Genomic DNA, 13,436 nt, shown 5'->3' with positions numbered 1-13,436 from the left:
CTGGCACCTAGGACTCGGTGTGCCCCAGGTCCGGTCCGGCGACGAACGCGACCCGTGCGGCCGCCGCGGCGTGCAGCTCGAGCACCACGACCTCGTTCCGCTCGGCCCGCAGCAGCGGCCCGGGGACGTAGAGCGTGCGGGTCGGCCCGGCGGACCAGTAGCGGCCCAGCAGGTGGCCGTTCACCCACACCAGGCCCTTGGAGCACCCGTCGAGGCGCAGGAAGTGGTCGGCCCCCGCGACGGTGTCGACCGTGCCGGCGAGGAACGCCGGACCGGCCACCGGCAGCTCCGGGTCCACCTCCGGTGCCGCGTCGAGCAGCTCCGCGAGACCGGCGTCGACGGCGTCCAGCCGCAGTCCGACGGTCTCCCAGGCGGTGAGCTCCCGGGCGGCCGTGCGCGCGCCCCCGATCAGCCCCTTCGGCTCCCCGATCCGCGGCCCGTAGCCGACGCGCCCCTGGTCCTCGAGCAGCACGGTCAGCTCGCCCGCACGTGCCGGGAGCGGCAGCGCGCGCGCCCCCTCGCTGCGGCTCAGGACGCCCACCGGCTCCCCGTCGAGCGCGACGACGGCCCGGTCCCGCACCTCGCCGACGACGAGCACCCGGTCCTGCGCCGTGACGGACGTGCGGTACAGCGTGAAGCCCGTCCACTGGCCGAGCTCGTCGGTCGTCGGGAGGTGGTCCCACGCCTTCGCCTCGCCGAGCACCGGCACGGCGGCCGCCAGCGGCAGGCGCCGCCGCAGCTCCACCACGGCCTCGGGCGCCGGGGCGCGCTCCGCGGGCACCTCGTCCGGGACGGGTGCGTGCCGCGCGATGACCTCGCGCATCGCGTGGTACTTCGGCGTCGGGCTGCCGTCCTCCGCGAGCGGCGCGTCGTAGTCGTAGGACGTGGTGATCGGCGCGTAGGTCCCCTTGTCGTTGGCGCCGTTCGTGAAGCCGGCGTTCGTGCCGCCGTGGAACATGTACAGGTTCACCGAGGCACCGGCGGCCAGCAGGTCGTCGAGGTCGCCCGCGTTGGTCTCCGCCGGTGCGACGTGGTGGTGGCCGCCCCAGGAGTCGAACCAGCCGTTCCAGAACTCCATGCACATCAGCGGGCCGGTCGGCTGGTGCCGGCGCAGCAGCTCCAGCCGCTCGACGGCGCGGGAGCCGAACGTGACGGTGCGGTGCAGCTCCGGCAGGCCGCCGCGGGCCTGCATCGCGTCGTCGGCCTGGTCGCACGTGAGCAGCGGCACCTCGATGCCGCGGTCGCGCACCATCGCCACGAGGGCCCGCAGGTACTCCGGGTCGTCGCCGTAGGCGCCGTACTCGTTCTCGACCTGCACGGCGAGCACCGGACCGCCGCGGGTGACCTGCCGCTTCGCCACGAGCGGGAGCAGCTGGTCGTAGTACTGCTCGACCGCTGCGAGGTAGTGGGGCTCGTGGCGCCGGACCCGGACCTCGGGATCGGCCAGCAGCCAGCCGGGCAGCCCGCCGCCGTCCCACTCGGCGCAGATGTACGGGCCGGGCCGCACGATCGCGTGCAGGCCCTCCGCGGCCACGAGGTCGAGGAACCGCCCCAGGTCCCGCGGCCCGTCGAGGTCGAAGCGCCCGCGCTGCGGGGCGTGCACGTTCCAGGCGACGTACGTCTCGACGGTGTTGAGCCCCATGAGCCGCGCCTTGCGGATCCGGTCCGCCCACTGCGCGGGGTGCACCCGGAAGTAGTGCAGCGCGCCGGAAATCACCTGGAGCGGCCGGCCGTCGAGGAGGAAGTCGCGGTCACCGATCTCGAACGTCGGCATGGTGGGTCAGGGCTCCTGGGGCGAGGGGGCGGGTCGGGGCGGGTGGCCGGCGGCGGGAGGAGGAGCTCCCGCCGCCGGCCGCGGGCGTCACTGGACGGTGAAGCCCTGGTCGTTGCCGTAGGTCGTGACCTGCTCCTGCCACGCCGCGAGGCCGTCGGCCAGCGAGGTGTCCGAGACGTAGGCCTGGCCGACCGTGTCGTTGAAGATGCTGTTCGCGTAGACCTGGAACGGCAGGTACTGCCAGCCCTCGACGACGTCGGCCGCGGACTGCGAGAGCACCTCGTTGATCTTCTGGCCGCCGAAGTACTCGGACTCCTTGCCGAGGAACGCGTCCGACTCCAGGTCGGCCGTCGTGGCGGGGAAGCCGCCGGCGTCGATGCGGATCCGCGTGCCCGGGCCGTTCGACAGGTAGGTGAGGAAGTCGTACGCCAGGTCCTTGTTCTGGCTGGCCTCCATCACCGACAGGGCGCTGCCGCCGTTCTCCGCGGACGCGCTCGCGCCGGCCTCCCACTGCGGCATCGGCGCCACGCGCCACTGCCCGGAGGCCTGCTCGACGCCCGCCTCGAGGTTGCCCGGCATCCAGGCCCCGATGGTCAGGGACGCGATGGTGCCGTTGCCCAGGCCCTGGTACCACTCGTCGCTCCAGGACGAGATGGGCGCCAGCAGGTCCTCGTCGATGAGCTGCTGCCACAGGTCGGCGAACTTCTGGCTGCCCGCGTCGGCGAGGTCGATCGTGACGTCCGTGCCGTCCACCTGGAACGGGTGGCCGCCGGCCTGCCAGATCATCGAGGTGGTGAACCCGGCGTCGCCGGTGTCGTTGGCGATGTACACGCTCGGGTCGGCGGCGTGCAGGGCCCGCGCCGCGTCGAGGTACTCGTCCCACGTGGTGGGGACGTCGACGCCGTACTTCTCGAACACCGTCGTGTTGTAGAACAGCGCCATCGGGCCGGAGTCCATCGGCAGGCCGTAGATCGCGTCTCCCTGGTGGACGGCCGACCACGGGCCGGGGCTGTACGTGCCCTCCAGGTCGGAGGCGCCCAGGCCGGAGATGTCGGCGAGCGCCCCGCCGATCGCGAACTGCGGCACGGCGTAGTACTCGACCTGCGCGAGGTCGGGGATGCCGGACCCGGCGGCCACCGCGTTCTGCAGCGCCGTGTACTGGTCGTTGCCGGTGCCGGCGTTGACCACGTCGATCGTCACGTCGGGGTGCTCGTCCATGTAGGACTCGGCGATCGGCTCGACCGTGTTGTCCCAGGCCCACACGAGCAGCGAGCCGCTCTCGGCGGAGCCGGAGGAGTCGTCGGACGAGCCGCCGCCGGAGCCCCCGGAGGAGCAGGCCGTCAGGGCCAGGGTCAGGGCGCCGACGACTGCGGCGCCGCGCCAGAGGGTGCGGGGGGTGGACATAGGGGTCCTCTCACTTCGTTGTCGGAACCGCGGGGGGTGGGGTCGGGTGGATCGGGGGACGCCGGTGGTCACTCCTTGACGGAGCCGGACGCGAGGCCCGACTGCCAGTACCGCTGGAGGAGCAGGAAGGCCACGACCAGGGGCAGGATGGTCAGGACGGACCCGGTGATCACGAGGTTGAAGATCGCCTCGCCGCCGGCCGTCGCGGCCTGGGCGTTCCAGGCGTTGAGCCCCACGGTGAGCGGGTACCAGTCGGGGTCCTTGAGCATGATCAGCGGCAGGAAGTAGTTGTTCCAGGTCGCGACCATCGTGAAGAGCAGCACCGTGACGATGCCGGGGGCGAGCAGGGGCAGGCAGATCTGCGCGAACGTCCGCGCCTCCCCCGCGCCGTCCACCCGGGCCGCCTCGAGCAGCTCGGTGGGGATCGCCTCGGCCGCGAACGTCCACATGAGGTAGAGCCCGAACGGGGAGATCAGCGAGGGGATGATGACCGCCCACGGGGTGTTGGTCAGGCCCATCCGGCTGAACATGAGGAACGTCGGGACCGCCAGCGCCGTGCCGGGCACCGCAACCGCGCCGATGACGACCGCGAACACCGCGCGCTTGCCGGGGAACGTGAACTTGGCCAGGCCGTACCCGCCGAGCACCGCGAGCAGCGTCGCGCCGCCGGCACCCGCCACGACGTACAGCAGGGTGTTGCCGAGCCAGCGCACGAAGATGCCGTCGTCGTAGGTCAGCGTGTCGGTGACGTTCTGGACGAGGTGGAAGTTCCCGGAGAACCACAGGCCGAACGACGTGAACAGGTCGCCCTGGGACTTGGTGGCGTTGATGAGCAGCCAGGCGAGCGGGACCAGGCTGTACAGGCACACCAGGGCGGTGAGCACCGTCAGCAGGCCGCTGCGGCGGGGCCGGTCGACGCTGTGCCGCCGCGGGGTGCGCAGGCGGGGGCCGCGGCCGGGCCGGGCGGGCCGGGCGGCGGGCGTGGTGGCCGGTGCGGTCGTGGTCATCGTCGTCACGCCCCCTTCCGCATGCCGCGGAGCTGGACGACGTAGGCGATGACCATCGTGATGACGCCCATGATGATCGCGACGGTCGCCGAGTAGTTGTACTGCTGGCCGGAGAACGACAGCGAGTAGGCGTACAGGTTCGGGGTGAAGTGCGTCGTGATCGCGTTCGGGGCGAGCTTCTGGAGGATGCTCGGCTCGTTGAAGAGCTGGAACGACCCGATGATCGAGAAGATCGTGGCGATGACGAGCGCGCCGCGGATCGCGGGGAGCTTGATCGCGGTGACGACCCGCCACTGGCCGGCGCCGTCGATCTCCGCCGCCTCGTACAGCGACCGCGGCACGACGCGCAGCGCCGAGTAGAAGATGAGCATGTTGTAGCCCACGAACTCCCAGGTCACGATGTTGCCGATCGACGCCAGCACGAGGTCGGGCGACAGGGGGTTCGGCAGCGAGATCCCGAGCGCGTCGTTGAGGTTGCCGACCAGGCCGAAGCGGGTGCCGTACATGAAGCCCCACATCAGCGTCGCGACGACCGCGGGCACGGCGTACGGCAGGAAGATCGAGATCCGGAAGAACGACGTGCCGTACAGCCGCCCGGAGTCGATGGCGAGGGCGACCAGCAGCGCGATGCCGAGCATGATCGGCACCTGCACCGCGAGGAACAGCGACACCCGGCCGAACGCCGACCAGAACTGCGGGTCGGCGAACGCGCGCTGGTAGTTCTCCAGCCCGACGAACGCGTTGCCGCCGACGAGCTGCTGCCGGAACAGGCTGAGGTAGAGCGAGTACGCGATCGGGGCGAGGAACACGAGGGCGAACACGGCCATGAACGGGCCGACGAAGCCCCACCCGGTCCACCGTCCCCGGCGGACGGGGCGCCGCCGGGCGGCGCGGGCGGGCGCCGCGGCGGCGGTCAGGGGGACGGTCTGCGTCACTGCGAGCCACTCCTTCGGGGTCGTCGCCCGGGCCGGTGTCGTCGGATGTTGACGTCACCATCGGCGGGCGGACGTCACGTTGCCACGGCATCGGGGAGGCTGTCAACGCGATGCGGGCACCCGGCGGGTCACAGAATGGTGACGTCACCATCCTGGTGTTCGTGCGGGACCGCTCCCAGGAGGCCCGACGGGGCCCCGTGACGCCGCGCAGCAGCGCGCACGGCGCGAGCGGGCGTGGGATCGCCCGATGGTGACGTCATCACGCCTATGATCGGCGCCATGACGTCCGACTCCGCCGGAGCCCCGGCCGCCACGCGCGGACGCCCCGGGCCGTCCATCGCCGACGTGGCCCAGCTCGCCGGGGTGTCGTCGCAGACCGTCTCCCGGGTGTCCACCGGCGCCGAGAACGCGCGGCCCGCGACGCGCGACCGGGTGCTCGCCGCGATGGACGAGCTCGGCTACTCCCCCAACCACGCCGCACGCGCCCTGCGCTACGGCTCGTTCGGCACGATCGGCGTGATCGCGCACCGCCTCGCCCGCACCGGCGAGTCCCGCACCGTCGAGGCCGTCGTCGAGGCAGCCCGCGCGGAGGGCTACACCGTGAGCCTGGTGGACGTGCGCACCCCCGGGTCCGACGACGTCACGGACGCCGTCGCGCGCCTGTCGCACCAGTCGATCGACGGGCTCGTCATCATCCGCGCCGAGACCGCCACGCCCGTCGCGCTCGCGCTGCCGCCGCGGCTGCCGGTCGTGGTGTCGGACTCCCGGTTCGTCGGGCACCACCCCGCGGTCGGCGCGGACCAGGTCACCGGCACGCACCTGGCCGTGCAGCACCTGCTGGACCTCGGCCACCGCACCGTGCACCACGTGGCCGGGCCCGACGACTCCGCGCCGGCGGGGGTCCGCGTCGCCGCCTGGCGCCAGCACCTCGTGGGCGCGGGCCGCCCCGTGCCCGACGTGCTGCGCGGCGACTGGTCGGCGCGCTCCGGCTACGAGGCCGGGCGGCGGCTCGCGGCCGACCCGGACGCCACCGCCGTGTTCTGCGCGAACGACGAGATGGCCGCCGGCGTGCTGCGCGCGCTCGCCGAGAGCGGCCGCCGGGTGCCGGACGACGTCTCCGTGGTCGGGTTCGACGACATCCCGCTCGCCGAGTACCTGTGGCCGCCGCTGACCACCGTGCAGCAGGACTTCCACCTCATCGGCGAGCGGCTCATGGAGCTGCTGCTGCGGCAGATCCGCGAGCGCACGCCGCTGGAGGACAGCCGCGTGGTGGTGCCCACCCGCCTCCTCGTGCGCGCGAGCACCGCCCCGCCGCGGGGCTGACGGCGCTCAGCGCCCGGCGTCGCCGCCGACGGCTCCCGCGTGCGCCACGGCCGACTCCTCCACCGCCCGCACCCCGCGGGTCACGAGCACCGGGCAGTGCGCGCGGTGCACCACCGAGCGGCTCGTCGAGCCGAGCACGAGGCTGGTGAACCCGCCCCGGCCGCGCGTCCCCACGACCACCAGGCCCGCGTGCCGCGACCGGCGCACCAGCACGTCCGCCGCGCGACCCTCCGCCAGGTCGCACGTCACCGTGACGTCGTGCCGGGACGCCGCCCACGACCGCGCCCGGTCGAGCACCCGCTCCGCCTCCGCCAGGGCGACCTCGCCCGGGGACTGCCGCGGGTAGGCCAGCGCCCAGTACGACATCGCGGTGGTCTCCGACGTCGGCGTCCACGCGGTCAGCACCACCACCTCGGCGTCGTGGACGCGCGCCGCGTCGCACGCCGCCTCGAGCGCGCCGAACCCGCCGGGCGATGCGTCGAACCCGACGACCACCGGCTCGCCCCCGATCCCGGCGCGCACCTCGTCCGGCACCACGACCACCGCGCACAGCGCGTGGTGCAGCACGCCGGACGTGACCGAACCGATGAGGGCACCGGCCGACCGGCCCGCGCCGTGCCGGCCGAGCACCACGGCCCGGGCACCGGCCGCCCGCTCCACGAGCACCGCGGCCGGCGGTCCGTGCAGCACCGTCCCCCGCGCGTCCAGCCCCGGCGCGGCCTCCCGCGCGAGAGCCACGCCCTCGTCGGCGACCTCCTGGACCTGCGCCAGCACCTGCCGGCCGAGCCACGAGTCGCCCGCCCCGCCGCCCTCCTGGCCGGCGAAGCCCCACACGTGCACGACCTCGAGCGCCCACCCGCGGCGCGCCGCCTCGGACGCGGCCCACCGGACCGCCGCGGCGGACTCACCGGACGTGTCGTACCCGACGACGATCCTGTCCTCCACCTGGCACCTCCCGCTGCCGATGCGTGCCTCCAGCGTCCCCCCGCGCGGCGCTGCGCACCAGGGGCGAGGGTCCCGGGTGGGACGTCAGCGACCGGTGGTCGAGAAGTGCTGGTAGTCCACCGGCGAGGTCCAGTCCCCGCCCCACTGCCAGCCGTGCGCCGCGAACGCCCGCACCACCGCGTCGCCGGCGTGCACGACACCCGGCGCGTCCGGCCGCGACGCGAACGGCTCGCCCTCCGGCGGCAGCACCAGCGCGCCGCGCACGTACGGGTTCTCCACCGGGTTCAGGTCGATCGCCCGGCCGTAGGCGTGCTCGGACCAGCCGGTGCCGCGGCTGATGGGCCGGCAGTTGAACGCCGACGTGTTGTCCGCCGCCATCGACGCGTCGTCGCTGCCTCCGAAGTCGTCCACCAGCCGCATCGTGCGCACCGGGTACCCCAGCGCGAACAGCTCGCCGAACACCGCGACGACGGACTCGGCGACGTCGGCGTGCACCACCAGCTCCCCCGTCGCGGCCCCGCCGTCGAACGTCCGGTGCGTGACCGTGACGTACCGCAGGTCCGCCAGCGGCACCGGGCAGCCGTCGTGCCAGGACGCGGACATCCGCTCGGCGAGGTCCGGGGTGATCGGGGCGACCGTGCCCGCGAAGCCCGCGGCCAGGGCGTCCGGCTCGACGGCGCCGACGTCGGCCCACGGGACGTCGGGGGCGCTCACGGGCGGCGGAGGCGGCGGCGCGTCCGGCGCGCCCGCGGACGCGGCACCCGGCGTGCCCGTCGGGGGCACCGCGGCCCCGGGCGTGGTCGGGTCCGGCGTGGTCGGGTCCGGCGTGGTCGGGTCCGGCGGGGACACCGCCACGGGCGGCCCCGGCGCGGCGGTCACCGCCTCGCGGGCGCCGTCCGCCGGGACGCAGGCCGTCACGGCGAGCACGGTCGCGAGCACGCCCCCGAGCCCGACGGCCGCGGTCCTCGCCCGCCGCCGACCCGGTCCGCCCTGCGCCGCGTCCCCCGACCGCACCCGGTCAGCGTACGCACGGTGCCGGCCGGGAGGGCGGGCGGACCCGCGGGCGGGAGCGGGAGGCGAGGGGGCGGCGGGAGCCGGGCGGCGGGAGCCGGGCGGCGGGAGCCGGGCGGCGGGCGGCGGGCGGTGGGCGGCCGATGGACCCCGCCGCTGCGCGACGGCGCGGATCCGCCCGGCCGCTGGCGTCAGTGCCCGGGCCGTGCCTACCGTGGCCCCTCCCGAACCCCGACCCGGAGGACGACCGCGTGCGACGTCCCGCCCTGCTGCTCGGCACCGGCGCCGTCGTCCTCGCTCTCGTCCTGGTCCTCGCGATCGTGCTGAACCGTGACGAGCCCGCCTCCGACTCCGCCCCCACTCAGGCGCCGTCCTCCGCCTCCGCCCCGCCGGCCGACGCGCTGACCACCGTCCTGAGCAGCGGGTTCGACGAGGGCGACGACGGCTGGGAGCCGCTCGGCGACGGCGTGCAGGTCTCGACCGCCGACGACCCGACCCGGTCGGGTGCGGGCAGCCTGCTCGTCACCGGCCGCCAGGAGCCGTGGCACGGCGCGGCCGTGGACGTCTCGAGGCTGCTCGCCCGCGGCCAGGTGCACACCGTGTCCGCGTGGGTGCGGCTCGGAGCCGACGGGGGCGGCGAGGGCAGCGCGGCCGGCGACGCCGAGGTGCAGCTCACCCTCGAGCGCGACGGCGCCGAGCCCGTCTACGTGCACGCCGCGCGCGGCGTCGTCGGCCCGGACGCGTGGGTGCACCTCACCGGCGCGGCGCAGGTCCCGGAGGGCGACGGCGACTGGCGCCTCTACGCCGAGACGACCGCGTCCCTGGCGGACCTGCGCCTGGACGACGTCGCCGTGCAGCGGCCCGCTCCCCCGGTCCAGGAGGACGTGCCGGCGCTGCGCGACGTCGCGGACGTGCCGATCGGGATGGCGGTCGGCCCGCAGGACCTCACCGGCCGGCCCGCCGAGCTGCTGCTGCGGCACGCCGACCAGATCACCCCGGAGAACGCCCTGAAGCCCGCGGTGGTGCAGCCGCGGGAGGGCGAGTTCGACTTCGGCCGCGCGGACGCCGTGCTGGACGCCGCCGTCGAGCACGGCCTGACCGTCCACGGGCACACCCTCGTGTGGCACCGCTCGACGCCGGACTGGTTCTTCGAGGACGCCGACGGCCGGCCCCTGACCTCCGCCCCGGAGGACCAGGCCCTGCTGCTCGACCGGCTGCGGACCCACACGCAGGCGATCGCCGCCCACCTGGCCGAGCGCTACGGCGCGGACAACCCGGTGACGTCGTGGGACGTCGTCAACGAGGCCCTCGACCCGGAGCAGCCCGACGGCCTGCGCCGCAGCCGGTGGTACGAGATCCTCGGGCCGGACTACGTCGCCGACGCGTTCCGCATCGCCCGCGACGCGTTCGGCCCCGACGTCGCGCTGTACCTCAACGACTACGACACCGACGCCCCCGGCCGGCGCCGCGCGCTCGTCCGCCTGGTCGCCGACCTCCAGACGCAGGGCGTCCCCGTCGACGGCGTCGGCCACCAGATGCACGCGAGCCTCACCACCGACGTCGACCAGGTCGCGGCCACGTTCGACGCCGTCGGCGCTCTCGGCGTGCAGCAGGCGGTCACCGAGCTCGACGTCGCGATCTCCGGGCGCGACGAGCACCTCGACAGCACCCCGTCGGACCGCCTGGAGCGCCAGGGCGAGCAGGTCGAGGCCCTGGTCGCGACCGCCCGGTCCCGCGGCGTCGCGTCGATCACCGTGTGGGGCGTGTACGACACGCGGTCGTGGCTGCGCACCTGGCCGGAGGACCGGCCCTTCGAGGCGCCGCTGCTGTTCGACGACGACCTCCAGGCGAAGCCGGCGTTCTGGGGACTCGTCCGGGGGCTCGGCGGGGAGGGCTAGGAGGCACCGCCGTCCGCCGGGCCGGGCGTCGGGTCGTGCAGCCACCAGTCCACCTCGTACCGGTACGGCATCGCGACCACCTGCACCTCGTCCTCGTACGTGACGTGCCCCGGGTGCGCGGTGCGCAGCTCGACCCAGCCGACGCCGTACCGGTCGAGCACGTCGAGGTACTCCCCGGTGGCGGCGAGCGGCGCGGCGCTGCCGACCTTGAACCACGCGCGCGCCCCGGGGTGGGCCTGCTGGTCGTAGCAGCCGGGGACGACGGTCGACGGGTCGGGGTACGCGGCGGTCATCCGGGCGTTGGCGTCCCGCCACCAGGCGGTGTCCTCCGGGGTGAGGCGGCCCTGCCGTCCGAGGGTGTTGAGGAGCGCGAACACGCCGGGGTGGCGCCCGCTGCGGCTGGGGACGGCGCTCTGGAACCGGATCAGCTCGGGCACCGACGCATCGTCGCACCCCGGCGCCGTCCCTACGCGGAGACCGCCCGGTAGACGACCAGCGCCACGTCGTCGTCGGAGCCGTGGGGCGCGAAGGACCGCAGCAGGTCGTCCGCGACGTCCTCGGGCGACGCGTGCCCGGGCTGCGCGGCGACCACGCCGGCGAGCCGGTCGATGGCGTGCGGCAGCGCCTCGCCCCGCCGCTCGATCAAGCCGTCGGTGTACGCGATCACGAGGTCCCCGGGCGCGAGCGTCTCCGTGGACTGCGTCCGGCGGCGGCCGCTGAGCGCGAGGGCGGCGCCGCGGGCCCCGTCGAGCAGGCGCGTCTCGCCGTCGGCGCGGCGCAGCACGGGCGGCAGGTGACCGGCCGCGGAGTACGTGAGCGTCCCGGCCTGCTCGTCGACGACCGCGCAGAACACCGTCGTGCACTCGGCGCCCGGGAGCGTGCGGGCGAAGCGGTCGAGCCCCTCGAGCACCGTCGCCGGGGTCGCGTCCTGCAGCAGCAGCGACCGGGTGGCCGCGCGGAGCTGGCCCATGCGGGCGGCGGCGTCGAGGCCGTGCCCGACGCAGTCGCCGATGACCAGGGCGTGCCGGCCGGGGGTGATCTGCACGACGTCGTACCAGTCGCCGCCGACCGCGAGGTCGCCCGCCGCGGGCCGGTAGCGGGCGACGATGCCGGGCAGCGCGACGCCCTCGGGGACGATCGCCGCCTGGAAGGTGTCGCTGACGGCACGGAGCTGGTCGACCTCGCGGACGTGCCGCAGCGTGCCGGCCACCGCGACACCGACCGCTGACGCGACGAGCCGCAGGAACGACCGGTAGCCGTCGTCCCACGGCCGGCGCTCGGCCGCGGACAGCACGACCGCGCCGGTCGCGGGAGCCGGCAGGGGGACCACGAGCGTGCGGCCGCGCTCCTCCGCGACGCCCGTCTCAGCCACCCGCGCCACGACGTGCTCGGGAAGGGGCCCCGGGGTCCCCGGGGCGGAGCTGCCCAGCAGCGTCAGGTGACCGTCGGGGTCCACGAGGTGCAGCTCGGCGGCCGCGACGTCCTGCGAGTCCGCCAGCAGCGCGGTGGCCGCCCGGCTGATCGCCGGGAGGTCTCCGTGCGCCGCCGCGAGGCGCACCGACAGGTCTCCCAGCAGCCGCATGCGCCGGCCCTCGACCACCTGCGTCGTGGTCTCCGTCGCGATGTCGAGCAGCCCGCCCACCGTGCCCGCGGCGTCGCGGATCGGTGAGTAGGAGTAGGTGAAGTACGCGTCCTCGTCGTACCCGGACCGGTGCATGACGAGGTGCTGGTCGACCACCCAGGTCGGCTCGCCGTGCACCATGACGCGCTCGACGGACTCCTCGAGGTCCTCCCATATCTCCTTCCACACCTCCGCCACGGGCGAGCCCATGGCGGACGGGTGCTTGTCCGAGCCGAGCATCTCGCGGTAGCCGTCGTTGTAGATCATCGTCAGCTGCGGGCCCCACGCCACCAGCACCGGGAAGCGGGTCGAGAAGCACATCTCCACGGCCACGCGCAGTGCCGTCGGCCAGGTCGCGGGCGACCCGATGGGCGTCGACTCCCAGTCCACGTCGCGCGCCAGCAGGCCGCAGGCGCTGCCTGCGGTGACGCGCCGGAACCAGGGTGACCTCACGCACCGACAGTACGCGTGGCCGCTGCACGCGGCACGGTGTGCGCATCGCCCCCGGCCCCGGCGGGCGGGCCGGCCACCGGGCGCCGCTGCGCGACGAGCACGGACCCCAGCACCAGCGCCGCGCCCGCGACCTGCCAGCCGTTGAGCGCCTGCCCGAGCACCACCCAGCCCAGCACGGCGGCGACGACCGGGCTGAGCAGACCGAGGAACGACACCCGCGCCGCCGGCAGCCGTCCGACACCCCGGAACCAGAGGGCGTACGCGAGCGCCGTCCCCGCGAGCCCGAGGTACACGAACCCGGCGACCGCGCCCGCGTCGACGCGCGGCAGCGGCCCCTCGACGGCCAGCGCGAGCGGCGCGAGCAGCAGGCCGCCGGCCGTGAGCTGCCAACCGGTGAACGCGAGCAGCGGGACGGGCCTGCCCCACCGTGCCGTCAGCACCACGCCGAGCGCCATCACCACCGCGCCGGCGAGCCCCGCGACGACGCCCGTGACGTCGAGCCGGGCGGTCGAGCGCAGCACGAGCAGCGCCACACCGGCGACGCCTGCGAACCCCGCCACGACCGTCCCCGGCCGGACCCTCTGCCCGAGCAACGCGGCACCGAGACCTGCGACGACCAGCGGCTGCACCGCCCCCAACGTCGCCGCGACCCCGCCCGGCAGCCGGTACGCGGCCACGAACAGCAGCGCGAAGAACACCCCGATGTTCAACGCGCCGAGCACTGCCGCGCGCCACCACCAGGCGCCGGACGGCAACCGCCGCGTCACCGCCAGCAGCAGCAGGCCCGCGGGCAGGGCGCGCAGCGCGGCCACGAGCAGCGGCCGGCCCTCCGGCAGCAGCTCCGTCGTCACGAGGTACGTGGTGCCCCACAGCACCGGGGCCGCGGCCGTCGTCACGGTGAGCAGCACGTCCGACCGCACGCGCTGCTGCGCCCCACCCACCGCTTCGCCTCGGTCGACCACGTCCACGCCGTCCACCAGCCCTCCCCTCGTCGGCGGGCCGGGCGGCGGGTTGGATGCCGGCGCTCGCTCGCCATTGCTTAGACAGTAAGTTACTTGCGCCAAA

The 13,436-nt window shown here is 75.1% G+C and carries 11 protein-coding genes; 2 read left to right on the top strand and 9 right to left on the bottom strand.

What is annotated here, in order from left to right; translation table 11 throughout:
• Positions 1–7: 7 nt before the first annotated feature.
• From P9841_RS17645 to P9841_RS17630, 4 genes are all read right to left on the bottom strand, one after another.
• Positions 8–1,774 (bottom strand): glycoside hydrolase family 35 protein, encoded by a 1,767-nt coding sequence (locus P9841_RS17645; RefSeq protein WP_283319886.1) that lies wholly within the window; start codon positions 1,772–1,774, stop codon positions 8–10.
• Between the two features lie 87 nt (positions 1,775–1,861).
• Positions 1,862–3,178, bottom strand: coding sequence for an ABC transporter substrate-binding protein (locus tag P9841_RS17640; protein ID WP_283319885.1), 1,317 nt, complete (start codon positions 3,176–3,178; stop codon positions 1,862–1,864).
• 68 nt (positions 3,179–3,246) lie between these two features.
• Positions 3,247–4,185: a carbohydrate ABC transporter permease gene (locus P9841_RS17635; RefSeq protein ID WP_283322000.1), complete on the bottom strand. Its 939-nt coding sequence runs from the start codon at positions 4,183–4,185 to the stop codon at positions 3,247–3,249.
• A gap of 5 nt (positions 4,186–4,190) precedes the next feature.
• Positions 4,191–5,120 (bottom strand): carbohydrate ABC transporter permease, encoded by a 930-nt coding sequence (locus tag P9841_RS17630; protein ID WP_502848019.1) that lies wholly within the window; start codon positions 5,118–5,120, stop codon positions 4,191–4,193.
• 279 nt (positions 5,121–5,399) lie between these two features.
• Between P9841_RS17630 and P9841_RS17625 the strand changes: the two genes are divergently transcribed.
• A complete protein-coding gene (locus tag P9841_RS17625) occupies positions 5,400–6,443 on the top strand; it encodes a LacI family DNA-binding transcriptional regulator (protein WP_283319884.1) in 1,044 nt (347 codons plus the stop codon).
• 6 nt (positions 6,444–6,449) lie between these two features.
• Here the strand turns inward: P9841_RS17625 and P9841_RS17620 are convergent, their stop codons facing one another.
• Complete coding sequence (locus tag P9841_RS17620; RefSeq protein ID WP_283319883.1) at positions 6,450–7,388, bottom strand: universal stress protein; 939 nt, start codon at positions 7,386–7,388, stop codon at positions 6,450–6,452.
• 84 nt (positions 7,389–7,472) lie between these two features.
• The gene (locus P9841_RS17615; RefSeq protein ID WP_283319882.1) at positions 7,473–8,402 is read right to left on the bottom strand and encodes a M15 family metallopeptidase; all 930 of its coding nucleotides are present in this window, start codon (positions 8,400–8,402) and stop codon (positions 7,473–7,475) included.
• A 248-nt stretch (positions 8,403–8,650) separates the two neighbouring features.
• On the opposite strand from P9841_RS17615, the gene P9841_RS17610 reads away from it, so the two are divergent.
• The gene (locus tag P9841_RS17610; protein ID WP_283319881.1) at positions 8,651–10,297 is read left to right on the top strand and encodes an endo-1,4-beta-xylanase; all 1,647 of its coding nucleotides are present in this window, start codon (positions 8,651–8,653) and stop codon (positions 10,295–10,297) included.
• On the opposite strand, the gene P9841_RS17605 is transcribed toward P9841_RS17610, so the two are convergent.
• Genes P9841_RS17605 through P9841_RS17595 form a run of 3 tightly spaced genes read right to left on the bottom strand, consistent with a single transcriptional unit; the run spans position 10,294 to position 13,348 of the window.
• A complete protein-coding gene (locus P9841_RS17605) occupies positions 10,294–10,734 on the bottom strand; it encodes a hypothetical protein (RefSeq protein WP_283319880.1) in 441 nt (146 codons plus the stop codon). The two genes, P9841_RS17610 and P9841_RS17605, sit on opposite strands and share 4 nt — an antisense overlap.
• A 29-nt stretch (positions 10,735–10,763) precedes the next feature.
• A complete protein-coding gene (locus tag P9841_RS17600; RefSeq protein WP_283319879.1) occupies positions 10,764–12,371 on the bottom strand; it encodes a SpoIIE family protein phosphatase in 1,608 nt (535 codons plus the stop codon).
• A complete protein-coding gene (locus P9841_RS17595) occupies positions 12,368–13,348 on the bottom strand; it encodes an EamA family transporter (protein ID WP_502848015.1) in 981 nt (326 codons plus the stop codon). Before P9841_RS17595 ends, P9841_RS17600 begins: the two co-directional genes overlap by 4 nt.
• Between the last annotated feature and the right edge of the window lie 88 nt (positions 13,349–13,436).

The sequence above is a fragment of the Cellulomonas sp. ES6 genome, assembly GCF_030053835.1.
Taxonomy (GTDB): domain Bacteria; phylum Actinomycetota; class Actinomycetes; order Actinomycetales; family Cellulomonadaceae; genus Cellulomonas.
This window is presented reverse-complemented; position numbering and strand designations above follow the sequence as displayed.

What these genes read in the sequence shown, in the direction of transcription:
- P9841_RS17645 (WP_283319886.1), bottom strand. Translation starts at nt 1,774, where the DNA reads ATGCCGACGTTCGAGATCGGTGACCGCGACTTCCTCCTCGACGGCCGG.
- P9841_RS17640 (WP_283319885.1), bottom strand. Translation starts at nt 3,178, where the DNA reads ATGTCCACCCCCCGCACCCTCTGGCGCGGCGCCGCAGTCGTCGGCGCC.
- P9841_RS17635 (WP_283322000.1), bottom strand. Translation starts at nt 4,185, where the DNA reads ATGACCACGACCGCACCGGCCACCACGCCCGCCGCCCGGCCCGCCCGG.
- P9841_RS17625 (WP_283319884.1), top strand. Translation starts at nt 5,400, where the DNA reads ATGACGTCCGACTCCGCCGGAGCCCCGGCCGCCACGCGCGGACGCCCC.